At 63.0% G+C, this 23994-nt stretch carries 29 protein-coding genes; 15 read left to right on the forward strand and 14 right to left on the reverse strand.

Translation table 11 applies throughout. The features are described 5' to 3' along the window. Positions 1-48: 48 nt before the first annotated feature. Together RYH79_RS05120 and RYH79_RS05125 are read right to left on the reverse strand one after the other, a co-directional pair. A complete protein-coding gene (locus RYH79_RS05120) occupies positions 49-756 on the reverse strand; it encodes a DUF1405 domain-containing protein (RefSeq protein ID WP_370896878.1) in 708 nt (235 codons plus the stop codon). Between the two features lie 42 nt (positions 757-798). Next, positions 799-1497: a DUF5806 family protein gene (locus RYH79_RS05125; protein WP_370896880.1), complete on the reverse strand. Its 699-nt coding sequence runs from the start codon at positions 1495-1497 to the stop codon at positions 799-801. 235 nt (positions 1498-1732) lie between these two features. Here RYH79_RS05125 and RYH79_RS05130 point away from each other — a divergent pair, with 235 nt between their 5' ends. From RYH79_RS05130 to RYH79_RS05160, 7 genes are all read left to right on the forward strand, one after another. Further along, positions 1733-2707, forward strand: coding sequence for an ABC transporter ATP-binding protein (locus tag RYH79_RS05130; RefSeq protein WP_370896882.1), 975 nt, complete (start codon positions 1733-1735; stop codon positions 2705-2707). Then, a complete protein-coding gene (locus RYH79_RS05135) occupies positions 2704-3495 on the forward strand; it encodes an ABC transporter permease (RefSeq protein WP_370896884.1) in 792 nt (263 codons plus the stop codon). Before RYH79_RS05130 ends, RYH79_RS05135 begins: the two co-directional genes overlap by 4 nt. 58 nt (positions 3496-3553) lie before the next feature. Then, entirely contained in the window at positions 3554-4129 is a 576-nt protein-coding gene (locus tag RYH79_RS05140) for a YIP1 family protein (RefSeq protein WP_370896886.1), read from the forward strand. A 130-nt stretch (positions 4130-4259) separates the two neighbouring features. Beyond that, the gene (locus RYH79_RS05145; protein ID WP_370896888.1) at positions 4260-4418 is read left to right on the forward strand and encodes a hypothetical protein; all 159 of its coding nucleotides are present in this window, start codon (positions 4260-4262) and stop codon (positions 4416-4418) included. Positions 4419-4576: 158 nt separating this feature from the next. Beyond that, the gene (locus tag RYH79_RS05150) at positions 4577-4726 is read left to right on the forward strand and encodes a hypothetical protein (protein ID WP_370896890.1); all 150 of its coding nucleotides are present in this window, start codon (positions 4577-4579) and stop codon (positions 4724-4726) included. 388 nt (positions 4727-5114) lie between these two features. Beyond that, positions 5115-8228: a type 2 lanthipeptide synthetase LanM family protein gene (locus tag RYH79_RS05155; RefSeq protein ID WP_370896892.1), complete on the forward strand. Its 3114-nt coding sequence runs from the start codon at positions 5115-5117 to the stop codon at positions 8226-8228. A 253-nt stretch (positions 8229-8481) separates the two neighbouring features. Then, positions 8482-8871, forward strand: a complete 390-nt coding sequence (locus RYH79_RS05160; RefSeq protein ID WP_370896894.1) for a DUF5684 domain-containing protein — start codon at positions 8482-8484, stop codon at positions 8869-8871. 24 nt (positions 8872-8895) lie between these two features. On the opposite strand, the gene RYH79_RS05165 is transcribed toward RYH79_RS05160, so the two are convergent. Next, positions 8896-9828 (reverse strand): sulfide-dependent adenosine diphosphate thiazole synthase, encoded by a 933-nt coding sequence (locus tag RYH79_RS05165; protein WP_370896896.1) that lies wholly within the window; start codon positions 9826-9828, stop codon positions 8896-8898. Between the two features lie 77 nt (positions 9829-9905). Next, on the reverse strand, positions 9906-11813 hold the full coding sequence (locus RYH79_RS05170) for a hypothetical protein (protein WP_370896898.1): 1908 nt from the start codon (positions 11811-11813) through the stop codon (positions 9906-9908). 217 nt (positions 11814-12030) lie between these two features. On the opposite strand from RYH79_RS05170, the gene RYH79_RS05175 reads away from it, so the two are divergent. From RYH79_RS05175 to RYH79_RS05185, 3 genes are read left to right on the forward strand one after another with little or no spacing between them, the layout of a single operon-like run. Next, positions 12031-13062, forward strand: a complete 1032-nt coding sequence (locus RYH79_RS05175) for a glutathione S-transferase family protein (protein WP_370896900.1) — start codon at positions 12031-12033, stop codon at positions 13060-13062. Between the two features lie 52 nt (positions 13063-13114). After that, a complete protein-coding gene (locus RYH79_RS05180) occupies positions 13115-13864 on the forward strand; it encodes a hypothetical protein (RefSeq protein ID WP_370896902.1) in 750 nt (249 codons plus the stop codon). Between the two features lie 46 nt (positions 13865-13910). After that, positions 13911-14312: a hypothetical protein gene (locus tag RYH79_RS05185; protein WP_370896904.1), complete on the forward strand. Its 402-nt coding sequence runs from the start codon at positions 13911-13913 to the stop codon at positions 14310-14312. Positions 14313-14355: 43 nt separating this feature from the next. On the opposite strand, the gene RYH79_RS05190 is transcribed toward RYH79_RS05185, so the two are convergent. Next, a complete protein-coding gene (locus RYH79_RS05190) occupies positions 14356-14994 on the reverse strand; it encodes a GNAT family N-acetyltransferase (protein ID WP_370896906.1) in 639 nt (212 codons plus the stop codon). A 145-nt stretch (positions 14995-15139) separates the two neighbouring features. On the opposite strand from RYH79_RS05190, the gene RYH79_RS05195 reads away from it, so the two are divergent. The 3 genes from RYH79_RS05195 (at position 15140) to RYH79_RS05205 (ending at position 16596) form a co-directional block, all read left to right on the forward strand. Further along, positions 15140-15733: a class I SAM-dependent methyltransferase gene (locus RYH79_RS05195; protein ID WP_370900779.1), complete on the forward strand. Its 594-nt coding sequence runs from the start codon at positions 15140-15142 to the stop codon at positions 15731-15733. Positions 15734-15757: 24 nt separating this feature from the next. Next, positions 15758-16183 carry a DUF3054 domain-containing protein gene (locus tag RYH79_RS05200; RefSeq protein ID WP_370896908.1) on the forward strand — a complete coding sequence of 142 codons (426 nt, stop codon included), beginning with the start codon at positions 15758-15760 and terminating at the stop codon, positions 16181-16183. 95 nt (positions 16184-16278) lie between these two features. Continuing rightward, positions 16279-16596 (forward strand): DUF5785 family protein, encoded by a 318-nt coding sequence (locus tag RYH79_RS05205; protein WP_370896910.1) that lies wholly within the window; start codon positions 16279-16281, stop codon positions 16594-16596. An 18-nt stretch (positions 16597-16614) separates the two neighbouring features. Here RYH79_RS05205 and RYH79_RS05210 read toward each other — a convergent pair whose 3' ends face one another. After that, the gene (locus RYH79_RS05210; protein WP_370896912.1) at positions 16615-17070 is read right to left on the reverse strand and encodes a transcription elongation factor Spt5; all 456 of its coding nucleotides are present in this window, start codon (positions 17068-17070) and stop codon (positions 16615-16617) included. After that, entirely contained in the window at positions 17071-17244 is a 174-nt protein-coding gene (locus RYH79_RS05215) for a protein translocase SEC61 complex subunit gamma (RefSeq protein ID WP_370896914.1), read from the reverse strand. A 94-nt stretch (positions 17245-17338) separates the two neighbouring features. Between RYH79_RS05215 and RYH79_RS05220 the strand changes: the two genes are divergently transcribed. Then, complete coding sequence (locus RYH79_RS05220; protein WP_370896916.1) at positions 17339-18223, forward strand: Vms1/Ankzf1 family peptidyl-tRNA hydrolase; 885 nt, start codon at positions 17339-17341, stop codon at positions 18221-18223. Here the strand turns inward: RYH79_RS05220 and RYH79_RS05225 are convergent, their stop codons facing one another. The 3 genes from RYH79_RS05225 to RYH79_RS05235 all read right to left on the reverse strand — a co-directional run bounded on the left by RYH79_RS05225 (position 18224) and on the right by RYH79_RS05235 (position 20968). Continuing rightward, complete coding sequence (locus tag RYH79_RS05225) at positions 18224-18736, reverse strand: hypothetical protein (RefSeq protein WP_370896918.1); 513 nt, start codon at positions 18734-18736, stop codon at positions 18224-18226. After that, on the reverse strand, positions 18733-19608 hold the full coding sequence (locus RYH79_RS05230) for a sulfurtransferase (protein WP_370896920.1): 876 nt from the start codon (positions 19606-19608) through the stop codon (positions 18733-18735). The genes RYH79_RS05225 and RYH79_RS05230 overlap by 4 nt, the downstream gene beginning before the upstream one ends. Before the next feature lie 61 nt (positions 19609-19669). After that, positions 19670-20968: a carboxylate--amine ligase gene (locus RYH79_RS05235; RefSeq protein ID WP_370896922.1), complete on the reverse strand. Its 1299-nt coding sequence runs from the start codon at positions 20966-20968 to the stop codon at positions 19670-19672. 92 nt (positions 20969-21060) lie between these two features. Between RYH79_RS05235 and RYH79_RS05240 the strand changes: the two genes are divergently transcribed. Continuing rightward, positions 21061-21564: a DUF5813 family protein gene (locus RYH79_RS05240; RefSeq protein WP_370896924.1), complete on the forward strand. Its 504-nt coding sequence runs from the start codon at positions 21061-21063 to the stop codon at positions 21562-21564. Here the strand turns inward: RYH79_RS05240 and RYH79_RS05245 are convergent. From RYH79_RS05245 to RYH79_RS05260, 4 genes are all read right to left on the reverse strand, one after another. Further along, positions 21561-21734 (reverse strand): hypothetical protein, encoded by a 174-nt coding sequence (locus tag RYH79_RS05245; protein ID WP_370896926.1) that lies wholly within the window; start codon positions 21732-21734, stop codon positions 21561-21563. The two genes, RYH79_RS05240 and RYH79_RS05245, sit on opposite strands and share 4 nt — an antisense overlap. A 60-nt stretch (positions 21735-21794) precedes the next feature. Further along, positions 21795-22085: a DUF7545 family protein gene (locus RYH79_RS05250; protein WP_370896928.1), complete on the reverse strand. Its 291-nt coding sequence runs from the start codon at positions 22083-22085 to the stop codon at positions 21795-21797. An 84-nt stretch (positions 22086-22169) separates the two neighbouring features. Beyond that, positions 22170-23231: an NAD(P)/FAD-dependent oxidoreductase gene (locus RYH79_RS05255; RefSeq protein ID WP_370896930.1), complete on the reverse strand. Its 1062-nt coding sequence runs from the start codon at positions 23229-23231 to the stop codon at positions 22170-22172. 610 nt (positions 23232-23841) lie between these two features. Beyond that, on the reverse strand, positions 23842-23976 hold the full coding sequence (locus RYH79_RS05260; RefSeq protein ID WP_370896932.1) for a hypothetical protein: 135 nt from the start codon (positions 23974-23976) through the stop codon (positions 23842-23844). Between the last annotated feature and the right edge of the window lie 18 nt (positions 23977-23994).

A 23994-nucleotide genomic window follows, 5' to 3' on the forward strand; every position in this document is an offset into this window, starting at 1 on the left:
TCCGGACCGAGCGATGGGACGGCCACGGGGAGCCGTCGTCCCGCCCATTTAAATTCCGTCTCGGGGGAGCAGCCGCCCGGCGACCCAGACGGCCAACAGCGAGGTGGCGACGCTGGCGGTCGCCAGCGGCACGCCGGGGTCGTACCGGACGGGCGGGTGGCCGGCGGGGCCGACCCCGACGAGGTGGCCGTAGTCGAACAGGTCGTTGAGGAACGCGAGGGCGAGCGCGCCGCCGAGCAGCCGCCGCGAACTGCGGCCCAGCCTGGCGATCAGTGCCGCCTCTGCCAGGAACGCTGCGTGGGTGACGAGAATTCCCCAGTAGGCCCACAGCGAGTCACCGTCGAACCCGACGTAGAGGTCGACCGGCAGGTCCGGCCGCACGAGCGGGACGTTCAGGGCGACGAGCGTCCACACTCCGGTCTCGACGAGCCAGACGACCGCGAGCGTGGACAGCGCCGCCAGCGGGCCGGGCACCCGTTCTACGAACGAGCCGTCGACGTTCGGGCGCTCTACTCCCCAGAAATCCGTCGACAACGCCGGCAGCGCCGTCGCCAGCACGAGCGTCGCCAGCGCGACTGCGGTCGGGGAGTCACCGTACAACGGCCAGCTGTACGTGGGGAACGCACCCATCGTGTCGAGGTAGTAGCGCACCCCGACGAGGAAGGCGACGGCGTTGCCGACCAACAACAGAGACAGCGTCCACGGCGTCCGGAGGTAGTACGCCGCCACGGCCGTCGACAACGGGTTGTCGGACACGCTTCGCCGTCCGGCGCCGGCGGGCAAGAACACACCGGTCGACTACTCCGGCTCGTGGACGTGGCCACACTCCGGGCACTTCACCTCGTCGCCCCGCACCTCGGCGCTGGCCTCCTGCACCTCTCGCATCACCGACGAGATCCGGTCTTCCGCCTCCAGTTCCTCCTCGACGGCGAGATCGACCCCCTCCACCTCCAGGAGGAACTTGGCGATCTCCGTCACGTCGTACATCATCTCGTCGAGATCCTCGGCCGTGAAGAAGCCGGACATCGCGCCGTAGAGGAACGTCGCCCCCGACTTTCGGATCTTCTCCTCGAAGGAGTGGCGCGCCTGGTTGACCGCCTGTGGCGTGTACGTGTCCGTCATGAACGGGACCAGTTCCGGGAGGTTCTCGCCGATCTTCGTCATCTCGACGCCGGTGTCCGTCCGGAAGTCCGCACACAGCCGAGCGATGGCCCACTCCCGGGCGGTGACGTACGTCCGGTCGCGTAGGAACTCGTTGACGCGGTCGTACTCCGCGCGGTCCATCTTCTGGAAACGGTCGTACTGGGCCACGTCCGCGGGCACGTCCGCCGTCGCCTCCGCGCCCACGTCCGGCCCGGGGACGGTGTCTGCGGTTTCTCTGGCGTTCTCCTCTGCACTCGTTGCGTCGTCCGTGGGCCCCGTGGCGTCGTCGCCGGCGTCCGTCGCCTCGGCGTCGCCGTCGTCGCCGAGCCGTTCCTGTGTCGTGTCGTTCGTCACACCCTCCGGTTGCCGCCCGGCGGGCAAAAACCCGTCCCGGGCGTCAGACACCCGGCGGACGGCGGCGATTCGAACGAGCGGAGCTACTGTCGACTGCACGCAGTGTCCGCCCTGGTTCCGACAGCCCCAGTGAACCACCGACTCCAGTTCGAATCGAGGGTGTTTGTTTCTTTATGTTCTCATAAAAGACTCTTCGTCCGAAATGCATATATCGGGGGGACGTAGAATCATGCATATGAGTGTCATTCGAGTAGAGGGCCTACACAAGCGGTACGGCGAAGGCGAAGAAGCTGTCACCGCCGTCGAGGATGTCTCGTTCGAGATAGACTCGGGCTCCTTGGTGGGTATTCTGGGACCGAACGGAGCCGGGAAGACGACTGTTATCAAGTCGATACTCGGGTTAGTGATTCCCACCGACGGCACAGTCGAAATCGGCGGAGTAGACGTGTTCGAGCGTCCACGAGTGGCTTACGACCGAGTTGGAACCGTCTTGGAGGGGGCGCGTAACATCTACTGGCGACTCACGGTTCGAGAGAACCTCAACTTCTTCACCCGCTTGGAGGGTAAAAGCGCGGAGTCACACCGTGATCGACACGACGAACTACTGGACAAGCTGAACTTACACGACCGTGCGGACACCACGGTGAACGAACTCTCCCGAGGGATGAAACAGAAGGTCTCGCTGGCGGCCGTCCTGGCCCGCGAGCCGGATGTCGTGTTCCTCGATGAACCGACGCTCGGTCTCGACGTTCAGAGTTCCCGTCAATTGCGCTCTGAACTCCAGCGGTTAAGCGAGACAGGAGTGACCGTTGTCCTTTCGAGCCACGACATGGACGTGATCGAAACACTGTGCGACAGGGTGATCATTCTCGACGACGGCACTGTCGTCCGCGACGGAACGGTTTCTTCGATGATCGACGGATTCCGAACAGAACAGGTTCGTCTTGAGGTCGACTGTCCCGACGCTGCGCGATTAGAGCCTTCGCTGCGAAATCGACACACCGTCACTTCGTTCGGGGATCAGCCCGGCCTGACGGAGTTTGAGGTCGCACTCCCATCCGGAAACGCACTCAGAGATGTCATCGGCACTGTCGCCGATTCCGACGGCGAAGTGGTTGAGGTTGAAACCGTGGCCCCCGACTTCGAGACTGCCTTCGTCGAGATCACATCCGACGACGGATCACGACACTCAGAGGAGGTCCAACAGTGACACTTACCCACTCGACAGTCACTTACGGCCGACTGTTCTACGGGATTCTGAAGAAGGAGCTCATTTTACTACTACGCTACAAGATCGACACAGTGTCTGGCTTGGTGCTTACCTACGGGTTCTTCATTTTGTTGTTGTTCGGTGGCCGGTCGCTGGGAGGAGCTGCGTTCGAAGACTCCGTCGGCGCGCTGGCTGTTGGGTTCTGTCTCTGGATTCTGTCTGCCGCGGCGTACCAGAACTTAGCTGGCAGTATGACAGAGGAGGCATCTTGGGGAACGCTAGAACAACTACACACCTCCTCGCTCGGGTTCGATAGAGTGATAATCCTGACCGCACTGGCTGGGGTCGTCGACAGCTTCGTCCGTGGTACTGTGATGTTCGTGGCCGTGGCAGTGACATCCGGGCTCTCGTTCCAGTTCGATATCCTTGGTGTGGTGGTCGTTGCGCTGTTGGGTGTCGCGTCGGTGCTCGGTATCGGGTTCGCGTTCGGGGCCCTCGCAGTACGGTACAAACGTATCGACGATCTCGTGGCGCTCCTCTCGTTCGGGTTCACTGGACTGATCGCTGCACCAGTAGGTAGTTTCCCAGTTCTCCGTATCCTCCCCTTGACACAGTCGAGCTACATGGTCCGCCGGATGATCAACGAGGGGCTAAGTCTCAGTGACTTCTCTGCCGTCAGTCTCGTCTCGTTGCTTGTCGTCTCTGTCGGGTACCTGACACTAGGCTACCTGATACTGAGATACTTTATAAACAGCGCACGAAAAGCCGGTGTGATGGGTCACTACTAGCGGATGAAGGCGAAGCCGCCACAAGATTTTTGTTTTTTGCAGAAATTAAATTTGCACGATGGAAGTTGTCAGTACGTCTGCCCGTGTGTTCCGTCAGGCAAGTGACCGACTGAGTCTGGGTCAGCTAGCCGGACTCATCGTACTGGACGGCCTGTTGACTGGGTTGCTCGCACTTGTTATCGCACAAGAACCGTTGAGTAAACCACTGTTGCTCGCTACCGCGATTACTGTGCCACTCCTGACTCTCACGCTACTGTGGGCAGGAGTGACAGTGTGGGTGTACGCAGTGACACATCCGTTTTCCGACACTGGTTCACTCCGTGAGACGTTCAAGTCAACGGGGTATGGACTCCTCCCCAGTCTCGTCAGTTCTCTGTTGGCTCTGGCCTCCGTGGCAGCAGTGGGACTCACGAGTGAGGAACCGCTTACACCGGCTCTCGCACAAGAGTCGGCACTCTTCGTTGCCGCACAGGCAGCCGGTCTTTCACTCGTGGTGTTCCAGTGGGGGTTGTGGACACTCGGAGCACGTTACGCCCGCAACGTGTCGTGGCGTGTTGCCGTTGTCGCTGGTGGTGCGCCCGCTGTCGTCGTCTTCTCGTTGGAACTGTCTCAGATGCTGACAGGCTCTGCCTGAGGGGGTGAATCTATTGTATAGAAATACAAATATAATACCGGAGATATACAAACTATACTATAGGAATTGTGTGAGTGGCTAGAAAATATAGATAAGCACTAAGTAGACTGGTGCCTTTTGTCAAGTTGCCATGTCAGCGCTTGGCAACCACGGTCGACTCGAACAGTTCAAGGCCGAACTCGACGGTGACTTCGACACCGACGCGAGTGAGAAAGTTGGCCCCGCTCGCGCCACGCCTGGCGGCGCACTCATCACGATCGCCATCAGCAAGGCAGCCGGCTGTGTCTAGAAACGAGGGAGTCTAGGTCCCTAGCTGCTTTTTTTGAACGACTCCAATCCGGCCAGACGGTGTCTCTTGGTAACGGTTGCCTCTTGTCAGTTTATTCTCCCAGACAATTTTAATTTATTACTAAAATTTTATCCATGCGGTACATACATCTTCCTGCCATGTCCGTGCTTGGCAACCGCGGTCGACTCGAACAGTTCAAAACCGAACTTGACCGGGACCTTGACCCGGCCCCAAACGAGAGGTTCGGCCCGGCACACGCAGTTATCACAATCTACATCAGCAAGGCGGCTGGCTGCGGCTCGGACTGAGCCGGCTCACTCTCCCCGACTGTACCCTTCGTACCGTCCACTCTCCGGTGTCCACCACCAGGCTGAGGATCCATTCAGTTCCGTGTGTAACTGCCGTTTTATAACCCCGCAACTGGAGTACTGGTAGCTATAGTGTCCACCATTGATACTACAAATCAAAAAAGCAAAATTATATGTAAAGCTTAAATGCTCATCGAAACGAGAAACAACTATGGTAACAGGGGTTGTCAGCTGCGAAACACTAAGCCATTTAACCGGATCTCAGCTGATAATCCACGCTAAACGGAGATATGAGATCAATATAAAAACAAAAAGTCTCTCACAGCCGGTAGGAGCAGAACGCCAGAGACCTGTTGTTAATAAGTAATATAAAATGGAGAAAAATAACATGGGGTTCACAGACGAAGAGGCCAGGGAGATCGCAGGGAAGGCACAGACACTGTTCGAAAGACACGGAACGGACAACGAGACAACAGGACAAACGCACGTAGATCCGGACGGAGTCCTCAAACAGTGGGACAAACTGTTCGAGAACTGTTCGCTGGGAGACCGACTCACAGATCTGGACTGGGACGAAGACACAGTCAGACAGATCTGTCACAGGAACAAACTCCCGGCGACGGAGCCTCTCCCAGGGTGGATCTCAACAGCCAACGAGCTGTTGCAGTTCGTCGAAAACGCTTCGCTACCGGATCAGGCGCAGTTTGGAGATGCGGCGTTCGGACGATTTCACACTCTCCTCGTTCGGTTCGCACACGGCCGAGTGGAGGATCGTATCGACAGTAGTGTGCTCGGCGACGACGCACTCGCGCCGTCACTCCGTTGGCTCTACCGCCGCCTGAGCGAGCGATTCGTCCGCGTTCTTTACGTGGAACTGAAATCGTTCGTCGCAACACACGACGAAGAACTGGCCCGGGCGGATCCGCGGGAGTACCCCGATCGACCAACAGAGTTCTACGAACAGTTCCTGAGTGTCCTCGTCGAAGACGGGGGACTCAGAGACGTATTCGAGGCGTATCCAGTGTTCACTCGCTTCCTGTCCGTGCAGCTCGACAACTGGGTCGACGCCACCGCTGAACTGGTGAGCCGAGTGGAGAAAGATAGTGAACAGATTCGACAGCAGTTCAGCACAACGGTGAAAGCTGGGTCAGTCACCGAAGTGGAGCCGTTGGCGGACGACACACACGCTGGCGGTAGGACGGCTACGAAAGTGACCTTCCGAGACGGGACAAGTGTCGTGTACAGTCCGCGTTCAGTCGAGCCGGCGGTCAGATTCTACGAGGGACTTCGGACGCTTGACGAGCGTACTGACATACCGACGCAGTACACCCCCAAGCTGCTGTCGATGGACAGTTACGGGTGGCGGGAGTTCATCACTCGTCGAGAGTGTTCGACGGAGGCAGAAGTTGAGCGATACTATCGTCGGGCAGGTGTTCTCTTGCTGTGGTCCTCGGTAACGAACACTACCGACCTACAGAACGAGAACGTCCTGTCGCACGGCGAGTACCCTGTGTTACTGGACCTTGAAACGTTCATGGAACCGTACGTTGACCCGTCCGATCGACCGTTCCCGTTCAGTGGCATGGAGCGGATCGAGGATACGTCGATATTCACCTCACTTGCACCATGGGGTGTCGAAGACCCCGGGAAAGTCGATACCGACCTGAAGAAACACGCGATGGCAGGCTTCGGGTCCACGACTGACCCTGTGGTTGTCTTTGAGAATCTCACCCCACAGGTCGTCGCGCCGAACAGTGACGTGATGTCTGTCGAGATGACACAACCTGAGCTTGAGGGGAACACGAACGTTCCACAGCTCGACGGTGTTGACCAGCCCCCACACGACTACGTATCGGAGATACAGGAGGGTTTCAACGCGGCGTACAACGAACTCAGAGAGTTCATCCAAGAGAACAGTTCTCTAGAGGAGTTGTTCGAAACTGAACAGGTCGGTGACGAGACCAACAGACCGGTCGTCCGCCCGACGAAGCACTACGTCGACGTGATCCAATCCGCGCTGGCCCGAGAGCCCCTGATCGACGGTGCGTACCTCACCGTCGCAGTTGAGGAGCTAGCTACCCCGTTCTTCGACGGCTGGGTGCCCGACGACACAGGTCGAGACGTATACGACTACGAGCGAGAGGCGATTCTGCGTCTGGAGCCGCCACGTTTCGAGTCGTCACTCGACAGCAGAGAGATTCGGTACGACGGTCAGGAAACGGGGATGCTGGCCCGGGAGTCCGGACTTGAGCGAACGAGAGAGACCATCGAGAGGATGGGGAGATCTGACCTGAAGCGGGAGCGCCGACTCGTAGCACAGCTGTTCGAGGCTGCTCCGGGAGAGGCGTCCACCGGTTCGGTCGAATCACCTGAACTTCACGAGAGTCTCGAAGCGAGTGCAGTCGACCATCTCGAGACTATCGAGTCGTCGACTATCGAGATGACGACCCCGGCGTCTCGTCCGTTCTACGAACGAACCTCAATCCGACCGAACGTCGGAGAGTCGGGACTCACGCTGAAGTTCGCCGGAGAGTCGATTGCGACCGGTCTGCTCGGCCCTGGGCTGCTCGCCGGTGCGCTTTACCGATTGACCGAGGAGGAGGTGTACGCTGAATCTGCCCGTGATCTAGTGGCTCCGATACAGGATCTGTTTGATCGGACCGAAGGAAGTTTAGACGTTGGCGGATTCCACGGTACCGGCGCACTGGTGTACGGATTCTCCTTGCTTGCCGGGTTAGTCGGAGACGATCAGTACCGAGAGCTCGTTTCGAACGCACTCACACGGTTTTCACCATCGGATCTGCGCGAGACAGACCATCGAGATCTCAGGGGGGGCACTAGTGGGCTGTGTGTGGCTTGCTTAGGGGCGGACCAGCGTGTGGCGGACAGTCGACTGACCGACATTGCAGAGCAGTCTGGCCGCCGACTTCTGGACCAGCTCAGCCGCAACGACACGACTCACGGGTTCGATCAAGGAGACGCCGGCGCAGCGTATGCGCTCGCCAGACTCGGCGCAGAAACCGGTGACGAGCGGTTCTCGACGGTCGCACAGCGAGTGTTTGACGAACTCAGTTCGCCGGTGGATAAAGACAAGTTCATCAATAAGGGGCAACAGAGCAGTAGAATTTCGCACGGCCAGATAGGTAATGTTTACGCGAAGCTAGCTACGTCCAGTTCAACAGATCTGACCTTCCACACATCTAGAGAAGTCAACCTAGCCAACGAATACTGCTCGACCGAGGCGGAGTACGATCAACTAACCTCTGGGAACGCCGGACGCGCCGAACTCGCGGTGACGATGACAGAACTCGGGCTCTGTGACTCCTCCGGCGTACCCGATCACCTCGTCGAACGTCTGAAACGGTCTGTCGACGACGTGGTGACCGTCGGGAGCGCAGCGCCAGTCCAGAACGTCTCGTTCCTGCACGGTCTCTCTGGGGTCGGATACACGGCTCTCCGGGCGATCGATCCCTCTCTTCCGTCAGTGTACATGTTCGAGTAGAGTCACCCGAGACCGGGCCCACCGGTGGTGTGGGGCCCCCGGGTCCTGTTGACTCGGCGAGAGGCTGAGGCTAGTCGACTTCGCCTCCGGTCCAGTCGTCGCCGAGTCGTTCCTGTGTCGTGTCGTTCGTCACACCCTCCGGTTGCCGCCCGGCGGGCAAAAACCCGTCCCGGGCGTCAGACACCCGGCGGACGGTCCCAGCGGCGCTGTAACTGGTCGACGGTTTCTTCTAATTTGGATCTGAGATCCGAATATGACGATCATCGAATCGGGCCCTCCGGTCCAGCTGTCGGACACCGTCTTAACTGCTATACTGCTGATAGAACTGGCGCTGTTCCTGTCTCAGCTCGTCGGAACGTGGGTCGTGTTCACCGAGGCCGACGAGCCGGGGTGGAAGGCGCTCGTTCCGTTGTACAACTTCTACACCATGCTCGAGATCGGCAACAACGCCTGGTGGTGGCTCTTCCTGCTCGCCTTCCCGGTCGTCAACCTCTACGCGGCGTACAAGATCCACGCCGGCGTCGCCCGCGCGTTCGGCAGAGGGGTCCCCTTCGCGTTGGGGCTCACCTTCCTCGGGTTCTTCTTCTTCCCGGTGTTGGCGTTCGGTGACTACCGGTACCGAGGCTCGGCCGGGCTGTCGTAGCGGCTCCAGCCCGGTCCGGGCGGCTCAGTCGTCCGCCGGCGCGGACGGCGTCACGTCGACGGCGCTGGCGTCGACGCCCAGTTCGTCCAGGGCGGCCTGTGCGGCACGCTTGCCGGAGACGAGCATCGCGCCGAACGTCGGCCCCATCCGCGGGAGCCCGTACGTCGTCGCGGTCGCCATCCCGGAGGCGATCAGCCCGTCGTGGACCTTGCCCGTGTTCTCGACGACCTTGTCCTCGCTCTCGCCGACCCACATGGAGTCGTGGCCCGGGGAGTCGTGGCCCGGCGCACCGTAGCTGTCGTCGTCCGTCTCGTCCATCCCGGTGTTGTTCTCTTTCGCGTGCTGGACGCCCGGCGCGTCGAGCACGTCGCGCTCGTCCAGCTTCGAGACGACGACGGCGTCGTGGCCGGTCGCGTCGATCACGAGGTCCGACTCCACCGCGACCGGGTCGACACAGGTGATCTCTCGCGGCAGCGCGTGGACCGGCGTCCAGTTCATCACGATCCCGCCGACGCGGTGGTCCTCCCGGACGACCACGTCCGTGAACTCCGTCATGTTCTGCATCTTCGCGCCGGCGTTACACGCGGCGTTGATCAGGCCGGAACACGCCTGCGGGCCGTCCGCGAGGAACAGCCCCTCCGTGTCCGTCTCCTCGAACGGGACGCCCAGCTCCCGGAGGATCGACTGTGCCGGGTCGCGTACCGTCACCTTGTTCATCAGGAAGCCGCCGAGCCAGAACCCGCCCCCGAGGTAGTTGTTCTTCTCGACGACCATCACGTCGACCCCGCGCTCTGCGAGCTCTTTGGCGGCGGTCAGTCCGGAGGGACCCCCGCCGACGACGATCACTTCAGTGTCGGAGAAGTCGAGGAACTCCTCGCTCCACTCCTTGGTGATCTCCTGTGTCACGTCCGCCTCACTCACGTCCGCGAACCCGTCGAACTCCTGGTCCAGACTCATACGACCGGATGGTATCACTGAGTGGTTGAAAGCCCTTTGCTTCTCTACTACCAAAATCTGAGGAATCGTACAACCGTTTACCTCATTGGCTCCGGTTCTATCCTGTAACCGTAGTTTTGAACTATCTCTTCAACGTAGATGTCGTTCTTCCCTATATTAAGCATCAAGTCCACCCCTTCTGTCTCTGCTATCTCCTGTTTCAGCTTCTCGGGGACGATCGAGTGCTGACTCTGAAGGCTACCGAGAGATAAATACGTGCCAAGATAGTCTTTCTCATCTAGTGAACGGTACTGTCCCCGACGAACTGCTTCTACTCTCTCAAAGATGTAATCTGGAATCTGGTGCTTGTCTAAGGCGCGAGAAATCACGTCCAGATCAAAGATGCTCAGAACTAATGGATTGATACTACTCTCAATTATCTTTGGATGGTCCAGGGTTGCGATCCGGTCGTACTGTCCTGCAGTTACAACTACTGGTACTACCTGGGATACACTCTCCCAGTTTATTTCTATCTCCCCCGCCTCAGAGGTCAGAGACGGACTGTGGGATTGAATTTGCGAGATTCTCTTTTCAGCTTGGTTCACTGCTTTACTAAGGTCTTTTGAAACGTCTTTGTACATCTCCTCTGGTGTACCTGTTCGCACCTTCTGACTGGGAAATGTAGCTTTTGCCTCAAACACAATAACAGTCTCTCCCATCTGACAGATATAGTCGATTTCATCGACGTTCGGAGAGTCAGCACTTCTTCCTCCTTCAGTTGAGTCGACATGCCTACTGAGAATCCCTTCAACAATACTTTCAGTGACATCCCCTCTTATCTCACCTCTGTCCCTCTCCGTGTCCCCACTTTTAATCCAGTTAGAAATATCGTAGTAAAATGTTTTGAACATGGATCTAGCAAAGTCCATGGGGTGTGGAAGAAGATAAGAGCCGTTGGTCCGAATCATAGGGGCAGCCTCTAATTCTTTGCGCCCAAGGAAGCCCTGACATTTATATTCCCCGATATTCCTGGATATCCTGTCCAGAAACCGCTGGAAACCTGCCTTGTCGTCTGGTCCTACGCCCGAAATCAGCTCATCTTTACTCACCCAAAATACATCTTCAGTTTTCTTAACCAACCTAGCCCATGAGATTGACTCCCCTCTCTTTTTGGAGGCATACTCGTTCGTCTGCAGACGCTGAGAGAGCGGACGGGTTTCGTCGTACAACTCCCCCACTAGCCGCAGACAATTCTCCTGGTATTGGCGGAAGCTTAAATAGAATTCTTCAATTTTTTCATATAAATAGTCGACAATGCGTTCGGCCCATTCGGCTGCTAGAACAGTGCTAAAGCCAAGCTCACGCTGAAACTCCCAATCGTAAGGGGAGTAATATCGTTTCATCGCATCAACGTACTGTTGAGGATACGCCAACCGTCCGACAACTGTTTCACTCATGTGGGCTGCGGACACGGTTCGTTTGTCTATATCGCTGTAATCGGTCCTTTCGTCCGCTAGCTCTGATGAAGCGTACAGCTTTGCACCCACGTTCATCAGCTTTTTTGACAGTATTCCGAGTGGGCGCTGGTCCGTTCTCATCTTACCTCTGAACTTATCGAGAGGGAAGCGCTTGAAGTACTGTACTGCACGTTCTGTAGATTGGTTTACCGCTGACTCAGACGGTTCGAACGAAGCTACCACAGTCTGCATGTATGTATTCAGTTTCGGTGGCAGCCCTACATCCTCCTCAAACACATCTCCGGACCCTAGAGAATCCCCAACGGCATGTGCGAGACGAAGAAGTGTCAGCACATTTTTACTACCATACTCACTCACTATTGACTCTAGTTCGTTTACTGCCTCAGATTCAGATGTCGAGCTCAGGCTCCTTGCCCGACTGGTTAGGCTTGAGGCACGGGGAAATCCCATTAGTCTTGTCCAATAGAATCCCGATCCAATCTCCTTTTGAGTTTCATACGGGATCTCGCCAGACTGTAGCCCTGTCACTAACGTCGGCTTCTCAGAACTACACTTCTCGCAAACTTCAGTAGGTCCGTTTGTACTTTGTCTCTCTATGTCACTGAGGCAGAGAGGGCATTCCATAGTCACATGGTATGATGCTCTGTTTATAATCCTGTGTTATTCTAATCTGACATGAATAAGTGGATCAATTCAGGCACCTCCTGACAGACGGCTTAATACCTCGGCAGAACAAACCTCCTATATGAGCGAGGGCCGCAACATGCTCGTGGACGGCGAGTGGAAGGTCGACTTCAAACAGACGGACGAGGACGGAGAGTTCCAGCGCTCGGTCACGGACTTCCGGGACTGGATCGACGGCAGCGTGCCGGAGGCGGGCGCCGACCCCGTCTCGAACCCCGAGTTCGAAGCGGAGTCCGGGCGCTACCACCTGTACATCAACCGCGCGTGTCCGTGGGCCCACCGGGCCGCGATGTCCCGACGGCTCAACGGGCTGGAGGACCACGTCTCCATCTCGCTCACGCAGCCGGAACGGTACGATCAGGGCTGGGAGTTCTCCGACGAGCAGCCGGACCCGTTGTACGGGGAGTCGTACCTCCGGGACGTGTACCGCCGGGCCGACGACGACTACACCGGGCGCGTGACCGTCCCCGTCCTGTGGGACACTCAGACGGAGACCATCGTCAACAACGAGAGCGAGGAGATCATGCGGCAGTTCGACACCGGCTTCTCCGAACTCGGCAACGACGTGAACCTCTACCCGGAGGAGCACCGCGAGGAGATCGACGAGACCATCGCGGACGTCTACCCGAAGATCAACAACGGCGTCTACCGCGCCGGCTTCGCCACGACCCAGGCCGCCTACGACGAGGCGGTGGACGAGCTGTTCGCGGCCCTGGACCGCTACGACGACCACCTCGCCGACCACCGCTACCTCGTGGGCGATCGGCCGACGGAGGCGGACATCGCGTTGTTCGCCACGCTCGTCCGCTTCGACCACGTCTACCACACCCACTTCCGGTGTAACCGTCGCGCGATCCACGAGTACGACAGCCTCTGGGGGTACACGAAGGACATCTACCAGACGCCCGGGATCGCCGAGACGGTGAATATCGACCACATCACGCGACACTACTACTCCAGTCACGCATCGCTGAACCCGAAGCGACTCGTCCCGACCGGGCCTGACATCGACTTCGGCGAGCCCCACGACCGCGCGGAACTGCCGGGCGAGCCGCCGGCGGCGCTGACCGAGGAGACGGCGACGGCGGACTGACGGCGACTGCGGGAGAGAGTTTTTGTACGAGTTAGGGAGCAAACAGGGTGTCGTGGTGGACTCAGAACAGTTGCCCGAGCCGTCGCTGCCGGAGCTACTGCTCGTGACCGCGTTTCTCGTCCCCGTCACCGTGGTGGCGCTGGATCTCCTCGGTGTCGTGAATCTGACATCTGGCGGTCTGCCGGTCGACGTTGCCACGTTCGCCGACATCGCCGGCGTGTTCGGATCAGTCGTCTCGACGTTCGCGCTCGTGCTCCTCTACCGGGAGCAGACGAAGATCCAACGTCGCCAGGAAGAGTGGATGGCGGCCGACCACGTCCCGGACGTGTTCGTCGACGAGTGGGAGGTGACACAGAATCGTATCGAACTGGGCCTCTCCAACCTCGGGACTGGCGTCGCTCGGAACCTGCGCGTGAAGGCGACTGCCGAGACGACCGGGCCCCACGGCGTCTCCACTGTGACGTTCGGCACGCGAGTGTCGCGGGAGCCGTCGCCCGCACGAGTTCTCCGTCCCGACGAAGATGATGTCACGAAGTTCGTCGGCGACCTCGATGTCGACGAAGTGACTGGCAGCCTCCGCACGACCGACTCGTCTGTCGAGAACGTCTTGACCTGGCTGAACGCCGAAGATTCCCCTATCGAGGTCACCCTCCGAATCGAGTACGACCATGTCGGGCGGGAGTCGGACTCTCAGCAGGTCTTCTGTTATCTCGCCGGTCCACAGAAGCTCAGATCTGCCGAGGACCTACTGGTCTCGACCGACGATCGAGCCGAGGGCGAACTGGGCACGACAGACGACTGACGTAGCCGAACGAGAGTTTATCACTCAGACAGCGCTACGGTGAGACATGAGCACGAAGGAGGACAACGATCCGTTGGAGGGACTGGTCGTTGACCGCGACCGGGCCAGCAAAGAACACGTTGCGGAGGCACTTGGGGGTGTTATCGACATCGGCGACGACGGAGATCTGTTGAAAGCACCGGGGTTCGACCCGCTGAACTCCAAACAGCGTATGATTGCGCTCCTCCTGGGGCAGTGGGCAGCCTGCCAGCTCGATCTCGCCGACGAACGGATGCTCTCTCTCGAGTACTTATCTGACCAACTCTGTTTGGCCCTACCCACGATCGACACGTACGTATCCGACGTGTCTGAGCTCGTCGTATCCGAAGGAGAGGCCTTGACGGTGGCTAACGGGCGAATTGTCGACGCTGCGGAGTTCGTCGACCCCGAAGTAACCGCCTCCGAGTGACTGAGCCGCCCCGTAACGACGACTGTACCCCTCCGAAGTCTACTCAGCCGTCCCCCGCTCCAACGTCCTCTATCTCCGGCGCCCCAGCCTCGGCCTTCGCCGCCAGGAACGACGCCTCCGCCTCCGCGAGATCACGCTCCGCGAACGACCGCAACCCCGCCCGGTACGTCTCGTCGTCCCCGTCGGCGGGCGCTGCGGTCGGCCGCTCCAGCACCCGCTCGGCCAGTCCGGTCTCGCGGCCGGTGTCGACGAAGCCGGCCTTCCAGAGCGCGTGGTACGAGAAGACGTTGTTGACGGCGATGCGCGCCGTGTCGAAGCCGGCGTCTGCGGCGCGGGCGGCGGTGAACCGGGCCAGTCGCGGGGCGACTCCCTCGCCCCGGCGGTCGCGCCGGACGGTGACGTACCGGAGCCACAGTGTCGACGGCGCCGTGCGGTCGGCGTTGCACGCGACCGCGGCGACGACGGTGTCGGGCGACTCGGTCCACTCGCGGTCGCCCGGCGGGTCGGCCGGCGGCGGGCCGGCGTCGGACAGATCCAGTTCGGCCGTCGGGGTCGCGTCCGGGTCCAGCGTCGCCGTCACGCCCGTGTCCGGCCCGTGGAACTTCCCGGCGTAGGCGAACGCGCGGTAGTCCAGCCGGAGGCGTGGGCCGTCCGGCGGCCACCCGAGGACGCGGTGGTACACGGCCGAACTCCGAGCGCTAGCCTCAAAAACGTCAAGCTACTTCCCCGACCGGCGCGTAGGCTCGGTCGTGACAGACACCGGCGGGCGACACGGACCGGGAGACGTGCACTTCTTCGACCGGATCGCCGGGCTGTACGACCTGGCGATGCCGCCGGCGCGACCGACTGACCTGCGTGCCGGGCTGCGGTTCGCCGACCGACCGGTCGAACGGGTCGTCGACGCCGCGGGCGGCACCGGTCGGGCCGCCCGGGCGCTGACGGAGACGGGCGGCCCCAGCGGCGGCGTGACGCCGTCGGTGACGGTCGTGGATGTCTCCCCGGAGATGTTGTCGCGGGCGGCCGCAGGCGGGTTCGACGCCGTCCGGGGTGACCTCCGGGCGCCGCCGTTGCGACCCGAGAGCGTCGACGCGGTGGTCGTGACGGACGCGCTCCACCACGTTCCGGACGCGGAGGCGGCGCTCGTGGCGCTGACGGAGACGGTCGCCCCCGGCGGGGTCGTTGTCGTCCGAGAGTTCGACCCCGAGACCGTCCGCGGCCGAGGGCTGGCGCTGGCCGAGCGGGCCGTCGGGATGGACTCGACGTTCCTGACGCCGGCGACGGTAGAACGGACGCTCCGGCGAGCGGGACTGCGCGCGTACGAGATCCAACCCGGATTCGGCTACACTGTCGTCGGCGTGGTGCCCCGAGGCGACGAACGCTCCCCGTCCGCGGCGACCGTCGCCGAGAATCCGGACGATTAAACCGCCCGCGGGTGAGCCTCCGGTATGGCCACCGCCTCGGAGTTCCTCGAGAGGAGAGTCGACCCCGGGACGCTCCCGTTGGCCGTCGGCGACGTGTTCGTGATCGTCGCGTTCCTGTACGCCGGGACGCTGCGACACGACACGGTCGGATTCCCGCCGACGGCAGACGGACTGGTCCACTTCGGGGGAGTCGTCGCCCCGTTCCTGATCGGCTGGCTGCTCGTCTCCGTTCCGATCGGCGCCTACTCCGCCGGCGCCGGCGAGTCCGCGAAGGCGTCCGTCCCGTTGGCGATCCGGTCGTGGGTCGGCGCGGGCGTGATCGGGCTGAGCCTGCGCGCGACGCCGGTGTTCGACGGCGGCGTCCAGTTGGTGTTCGCGGCGGTCGTGTTCCTCGTCGGCACCGTCTCGCTGGGGCTGTTCCGGTACGTCGCCGGACGCCTCCGGGGCTGAGGCACGCGCCGTCGCGCCAGACCGAGACGACAGACGACCGAGAGCTGTCGCGCCAGAACGAAACGACAAAGAGTCGACCGACGCAAGCGTCGGGTATGAGTGACACCGACTGGCCACACGACCCGGACGGCGAGCAGGGCAGCGAGGGCCGCCGGAAGTACGGCCACGCCGTCCTGGCGAAGAAGATCGACGAGTCGGAGGACTTCCCGGTCCGCGCCGGCGACTACGTCGACGAGTACGGCGACCACCCCGTCCGACTAGACGACGAGACGGTCGTCTCCGTCGCCGACGTGTTCGAGGGAATCGACGACGACGAGACGTTCGAGGACTTCGTCGCGTTCCACGAGGCCGTCGGTCGCGCGATGCGTGACAGCGGGCTGTGGACGTACGAAGGGTCACGGGCGTTCGCCTGACGCGCCGCGGCGACTCGACTACCGTTCGTCGCTGTCCAGCACCCGGATCTGGTCGCCACGCACCGTGACCGGAATCGGGACGGTCGCCTCGTACAGCTCCACCGTCACCTGGTCTTTCCCCTCGTCGATACGCTGGACCTGCGCCTTCTCACCCTTGAACGGCCCGGCGATCAGCTCCACGATGTCCCCCTCGGCGATCCCCTCGACGTCCGGGGTCGGCGAGAGGAAGTGTTCGACCTCGGACATCTTCGAGCGGCCGGCCTCGCCGTCCGGGCCTTCGACCAGCCCGCGGGAGTGGGGCACCTCCTCCAGCACGCGCCGGATGGCGGCGTCGTCGTCCGCCTCCACGAGCACGTAGCTCGTGAGCTGGTCGGGCGCCAACGCGGCGTGGATGGTCGGCTCGTCTTTGTTCGCCACCATGTCGGCGACGGTACGCTCCTGACTCGCGGTGGTCTTGACCGAGTAGATCGGCACCTAGATCCCCCCGGTTACGAAGAACATGACCACGTAGATGAGGAAGCCGACGAGCCCGACCAGGAACACCCCGGCGCCGGCGATCTTCGACACCTGGGAGAACTCCTCCCACTCCGGCCGGCTCGCCAGCTTGAGGACGCGTACGTAGTCGCTCAGTTCGTACTTCACTTCCATACGCCGGCGGTACAGCGTCCCGACTCCTATATCTGACGGACCCCGGCGGCGACGGACCAGTGAGGTTTTCTCGGCGGCGACGCCACGCTCGGGCATGTTGGACCGACTCCTCGGCCGTGCCGCCCTGCGGGAGGAGCTCGAAGAACTGCGCGAGGAACGCGACTCGCTCGCCGCCCAACTCGAGGCAGAGTCGGAGCGGCGCAGCGAGGCGGCCCGAGCACGCCAGGAAGCCGAGGAACGTGTCAACCGACTGGAAGACCGCGTGACGGAGCTGGAAGACAGGGTGCAGCGCGCGACCGACGACGACGGGCCGTCCGTCCGTCGGCGAGAACGGCTCTCCCGCGACCGACTCGACGAGGTGCTCGACAGGCTCGACGGCTTCGAGACCGAACGCGAGGGGGCGCTCACCGCCGCCGTCGACGAGTCGACACAGCCGGCCGTCACAGACGCCCTGGGTGACCGCGCCGTCCTGGCCCGCCAGGCGGCGCCGACGGTGGTCTGTGTCGACGACGCCGGGCTAGTCAGCGTCGCGTTGTCCCCGCCGATCCAGCCGGCGCCGTTCTGCGAGTGGGGGTCGGAGTTCCGGCTCGACCGCGAGTGGTTCCAACCGACCGGACGGTTCGGGTTCGCGCTCGTCCGGTCGGACACGTACGCCGGCGGCGTGTACGAGGGTGGCGACCGGCAGACGTTCACGGGGTTCCAGACGGACGTGACGGGAGAACACGACAAGGGTGGGTTCTCACAGGCTCGGTTCGAGCGCCGCCGCGAGGAGGAGATCGACGACCACGTAGACCGGGTCCGAGGGGCTCTCGACGACCTGGACGCCGACCGGCTGATCCTCGTCGGCGAGTCGACGGCACTGGACCGGCTGTCCGTCGACGCCGACCACACCGCGGCCGTCGACGCCACCGGCCACGACGAAGACGCCTTGGGTCGTGCGTTCCGCGACTTCTGGACGACGGAACTGACGGCGTTGTAGCTACCAGTCCACGTCGAAGACGGTCTCGTCGGCCCTCGACTCGTCGACACGGACCCTGGCGAAGTTCGTCCCGCTCAGCTCTGCGGTCCCCTTCAACATCCCCTCCTCCCACGCGACCGGGTACGGCGTCGTCGACACCACACGGGCCGTCGACTCCCCCGTCTGTTCGAAGCTGTACCCGCCGGGGGCACTGCGGTGATTGGCCTCGTAGGCGTCGGTCAGGCGTTCGAGCGCCGCCGCCGGCTCGTCGTAGCCCGCCGTCCAGTCGGCGAACCGCGGCGTCGACTCGCCGATCTTCGTCAGGGCGTTCTCTCCGGTGTCCGTCTCGACGGTGTGCAACACCGCCAGGAAGTCGTCCAACGGGTACCACTCGTCGGGGTGTGGGTCCGGTCGCTCGATCCCCGCGTCGTCCAACATCTCTCGCATCCGGCTCTGGAACACCGACATCACGCCGTCGAGACACACCTGCACCGTCTCGCCGATCACGTCACCCTCCACGTCGGGAGTGTTCACGCCGAGTCACCCCCGTCGCCGTCCGGATCGGAGCCGGTCACGACTCGTGTCTCCGGGTCGTCCGCCCAGTCGGTCCACGAGCCGTCGTAGTTGGCCGCCCGTTCGTCCAACAGCTCTTCGATCACGAACCAGGTGATCGACGACCGCTCGCCGACCCGGCAGTAGGTGACGGTCCCCTCCTCCCCGATCACGTCGCCGTACACCTCCCGGAGCGCCGGCTCCGGCTGGAACCGCCCGTCGGCAGCGACGGCCTCACCCCACGGAACGTTCTCCGCGGTCGGGACGTGTCCCTCCTCGTCGGTGGTGTCGGGCACCTCGGCGGGCGGCTTCTCCCCCCGGTACTCCATCGGGTTCCGCACGTCGACGACGTTCTCGTCCGACTCGACGGCCGACTGCACCGCCGCGCGGTCGGCTCTGATCGACGTCGCCCGCCCGGAGACGGTGTACTCCCGGGTCGTGTACGTCGGCTCGGTCGTCGTGGTCTCGTACCCTTCTAGGTCCCAGTACCGACGACCGCCGTCGAGGAGTCGCACGTCGGCGTGCTCGTAGTACCGCAACACCCACAGCGCGTGACCGGCGAACCAGTTCGCCCGGTCGCCGTACACCACGACCGTCGTCTCCGGGGTGATTCCCAACTCACCCAGCAGTGACGACAGCTCCTCGGGATCGACGAGTTCGTCCCCGAGCCCGTCGACGAGGTCTGCCTCCCAGTCGACGCCGACGGCACCCGGTACGTGCCAGTCGTCGTACACCTCCGGCTCCATGTCCACCTCGACGAGCCGCACGTCCGGGTCGTCCGACCGAACGGCGTCGAGGTTGTCCAGCACCCACTCTGCCGTTGCGACCGACTCGTTGTTCTCGTAGTGTGACACGGCCCCGCGTAGACCTCGAGAGTATAAAAATTATGTAGCAGGATCGTAGCGTTTGATCGTGTCAACAGGCACAGTAGTACTCACGACCGCCGAACGCCGTCTCGATCGCCTTCGCTGCCGGTCCGGGGTCCGACGGACGGTAGACGCCGGTCGTGAACCCCGGCTCCGTCTCGAAGTCGCCGGCGACGAGCCGTTCCCAGTCTGCCCGCGACAGAGCGTCGCGGAAAGCGGGGTCGCTCGCACACAGCTCCAGGTAGTCCGGGAGGAACACCCACCGTGCGTCACCGACGCCGTCGCGGCCGTCCGTCCCGACGGCCCGGGCCGACGAGACGGCGTCGACCGTGTCGGCGTACGCCGCCAACGGGAGGTTCGCCCCGGCCGCGACCGGCATCGAGATCCACTTCCAGGGCCGCGTGTTCACGTCTAAGAGGACGTACTCCCCGCGGTCCTCGTCGTAGACGAACTCCGACTCGCTGATCCCGTGGTAGCCCGTCTCGTCGAGAACCGACAGCGCCCGCTCGGCGATCTCCGGCTGGGCCGTCGTCTCGACGAGACAGGAGGTGCCGAACCCCTGCGGGTACCGCACCGCGGCGTTGCCGACGACACCCAGCGCGTCGTGGTCGGCCAACGGTCCGTCGCCGACGCCGGCGAAGGAGACGCCGTCGGCGGGCGGTCGGTACGAGGCCAGCGAGGCGTCTCGGCCGGTCGCCACCGAGACGGACTCTTGGACGAGCACGCGAGCGTCCGCCGCCCGGGCCGCCGCAATCGTCTCGTCGAACTCCGCGCGCGTCTCCGCCTCCACGACGTTCGTCCCGAACGCCTCCTCGAACTTCCGTTTGTGCGCGGGCTTGACGACGAGCGGGAAGCCGCCGACGGCGTCGACAGCGTCGTCCGGGTCCGTCTCCGTCAGGTCCCGCGTCTCCGGGTACGGCACGCCGTGTTCCTCGGCGAGTGTGTACAGGTTCGCCTTGTCCAGGACGGGGTCGACGTCCGGGTCGAAGGAGAGCCGGACCCCCTCCGGCCGTGTCTCGGCGAACCCGCGGACCCACTCGTCCATACAGGCGAACGCGACCGGCTCCGTCCCCAGCTCGGCGACGAGCGACTCCACGTCCGCCCGGAACCCCTCCGGGTCCGACAGAGGGTACGTCACGCTGCCGGCGAAGTCGACCGCCCGCGAGGGGGGCGCGACCCCGTTCTCGTCTCGGTCGACCGCGATCACCGGTACGTCCGCGGTCGACAGCGCCCGCGCCACACTCACTCCGGTGACGTGAGCGTTGGCGACGAGCGCCGGCGGTCGGTCGAACGTCGTCTCCGCCAGCGCCTCCCGGAGCCCCTCCGTCGAGTGGAATCGGTCTGCCATACGACCGTCTCGTGGCCCACCGCTAAAGTCTCCCGCGAAGCGGCACGCCCGGCTCCGCGACGTTTAATCGCCTCGCACCCCTCTGGCCGGCTGTGACCGACGACACACCCGACCGGGCGCTGCGTGCGTTCCGGCAACACGACTCACTGACCGACCCCGAAGAGACGGACGGCGACGGCGTGACCGTGACGACGACGCCGTTCGACGCCCGGATCACCGCCGCCCCGGGCGCGGACGGCCGGCTCACGTTCGACGTGAGCGTCGCCGTCCCGACACTGTCGGCGGTGACAGAGGAGTCGGTCGCTCCGGTCGTCGAGGACGGCTGGGCGGAGACGTTCCAACTCCGCGTCGAAGACATCGGCGCCGTCACCGCTGGGGACCACGACCTCTCCCCGTCCGTCGACCGGGACGGCGACCGGCTCGTCGTGACGGCGACGCTGTCGGATCTCGACCACGACCGCGGCACGAACGACGCCGTCGCCGTCGTCGACTACGTCGAAGGAACGTACGTCCAAGGAGTGGTTCCCGGCTACGAGTACACCGAGCCGGTCGACGGGCTGATCCAGGCGGCGCGCGCGGCCGGCGGGAGCGCCTAGTCGTCGACCCGACACCACTGACAGTCGTTCCGGTACCGAACGCCGCCGGGCGAGCCCGGCCGATCCCACTCGTCGAACTCGCCGACGGGAACCTGACGGTCGCCTGCGCCGTCCAGCATCGGACAGTCGGCGTCGTGGAGGCTCCCAGCGTAGACGACGGGCTCGGTCACAGTTCCACGAGCGCGCCCAGCCTGTTGAACCCCACGGTCACTCGACCGCGGCGCGACGCCTCAGTGGGAGTGACCCATCGCGTCTTCCAACGACTGCCCGAACGCCTCCTCGAACAGCTCCGCCATCCCCTCCTCGATCTCGGTCACGTCCGCCGGCGTCTCGCCTTCCGTGTGGTGGGCGACCACGTGGGCCTGCTGGGCGAACGACTGGATCAGGATCTCGTCGACTACCTCCACCTTCTGTTGGCCCTGTTGGGCGAGCAGGTCGACGACCCCCGTCGCCAGTTCTACGTCCGTGGTCTCTCCGTCCGGTCCCTCTACGGTGTACGTCTCTGTGTCTACGTCGGCCATAGGTCACCACGGGGCGTCCGATACATAAAGATGCGCCGGAATCGTCCACGTCGCGTCCCGGCGCCGTCGGCTCCGCTCGGCTCTTCAGTCGTCGCCCGCGGCCGCAACCTCGCCGGTCGCGGCCGCGTCGACGGCCTCCTCCAGCCACTGGTCGACGTCCAGCGCCGCCTTACACCCCATTCCCGCGGCGGTGACCGCCTGTTGGTAGTGGTAGTCGACCACGTCGCCGGCGCCGAAGATTCCCGGTACGTCCGTCTTCGTCTGGCCGCCGCCGGTGCCGCCGTACGTCTGGATGTAACCCGTCTCGTCCAGTTCGACACCAGTGTCCGCCAGGTAGCCCGTGTTCGGGGTGTGGCCGATGGCGTAGAACACCGCACCGACGTCGAAGTCGAACTGTTCCACCTCGTCGGCGTCCGGATCGTCCAGCTTCTCCTTGGGGTGGCCGTCCGGGTGTCGGACGAGAGTGGCGTGGTCGACCCCGTCCTCGCGGCTGCCGTGGAGTTCCGTCAGCTCCGTGTTGCGCATGATCTCCACGTCACCGTCGTCGACGTGGTCTTGGACGCGGTCGATCCAGTAGTCCTCCGCCCGGAAGTTCTCCCGACGGTGTGCGATGTAGACGGTGTCGGCGAACTTCGTCAGGAACGCCGCCTCCTCCATCGCGGCGTCGCCGCCGCCGACGACGAGCATGTCCTCCCCACGGAAGAACGCGCCGTCACACGTCGCACACGTCGACAACCCGTACCCCATCAGCTCGTCTTCGCCCGGGACGCCGAGCGTGCGGGCGCTGGCGCCGCTGGCGGCGATCAGCGCGTCACAGGTGTACACGTCGCCGTTCGTCAGCTCCACCCGGAACGGGCGTGTGGTGTCGTCGACGTCCGCGACGACCCCGTTCTCGATGTCGGCACCGAACCGACGCGCCTGTTGTTTCGAGTCGTCGATCAGCTCCGGCCCGGAGATTCCCTCGGGGAACCCGAGGTAGTTCTCCACCTCCGTCGTCAGGGTCAGCTGTCCCCCCGGCTCGTCTCCCTCGAACACGAGCGGGTTCAGGTTCGAACGGGCGGCGTAGACGGCTGCCGACAGCCCCGCGGCTCCGGTCCCGGCGACGATCAGCGGCCTGTGTTCGACTGGGTCGGCAGAATCACTCACGTGTAGACGTACTCGCGGGTCGCGTTTGTACGTTGTGCTGTCGGGCGACGACGGAAGACACCCGTCCCTCTCGACGGACGCGCTACGGCGTCGCGGCGTCTTCGAGGAGGGCTTTCGCGGCGCGCACACCCTCCTCGGTGGTCTCCGTCTCGTTCGTCGACGCTGCTCCCGTGTGTCCTCGTGACATGTGAATCGGCATCTATCCTCGTGAAACTAAGTTCCTCGGATGACACCTTCACCCGAACTTACAGCTCCGTCGCGTCCGCGAGCAACGCCACCGCCGGGTGGCGCGTCCGTCCGCCGTCCGTCATCACGTTCGTCTCCTGTGCCTCCGTTTCCGTCCGATCCGTCCGTTCGTCTGCCATCTCGTCGTACGCATTCGATCCGAAGAATAAACCTCTGACGACCCTGACCGAAATTCGACAAGTAGTATCTGAACACAGTTGTGAATAAATCGACGAGCGTCGAGAACCCATACGTGACTCGTCGACCACGGGGAGGACGTGACGAGGTGCGGGGAGAAGGGACGGCGAGAAACGCCGCCGCAGGAGTGGTCACCGGCAGGTGGGGTGGGTCTCGCCCGGACAGACGAGCGACCTCGGGAGACAGTTCACAGGCCGGCGGCGTCCTCGAGGAGCGCCTTCGCGGGGTTCGACGGCTCCGCACTGCCGCCGTCGGTCACGATCTCTGCGTCGGTCTCGGTCTCGATCTCTGCTGCCTCGGTGGTGGACTGCGTCGTGGACATCTTGGTTTCGCGTTGGAC

The sequence above is a fragment of the Halobaculum sp. MBLA0143 genome, from assembly GCF_041361465.1.
GTDB lineage: Archaea > Halobacteriota > Halobacteria > Halobacteriales > Haloferacaceae > JAHENP01.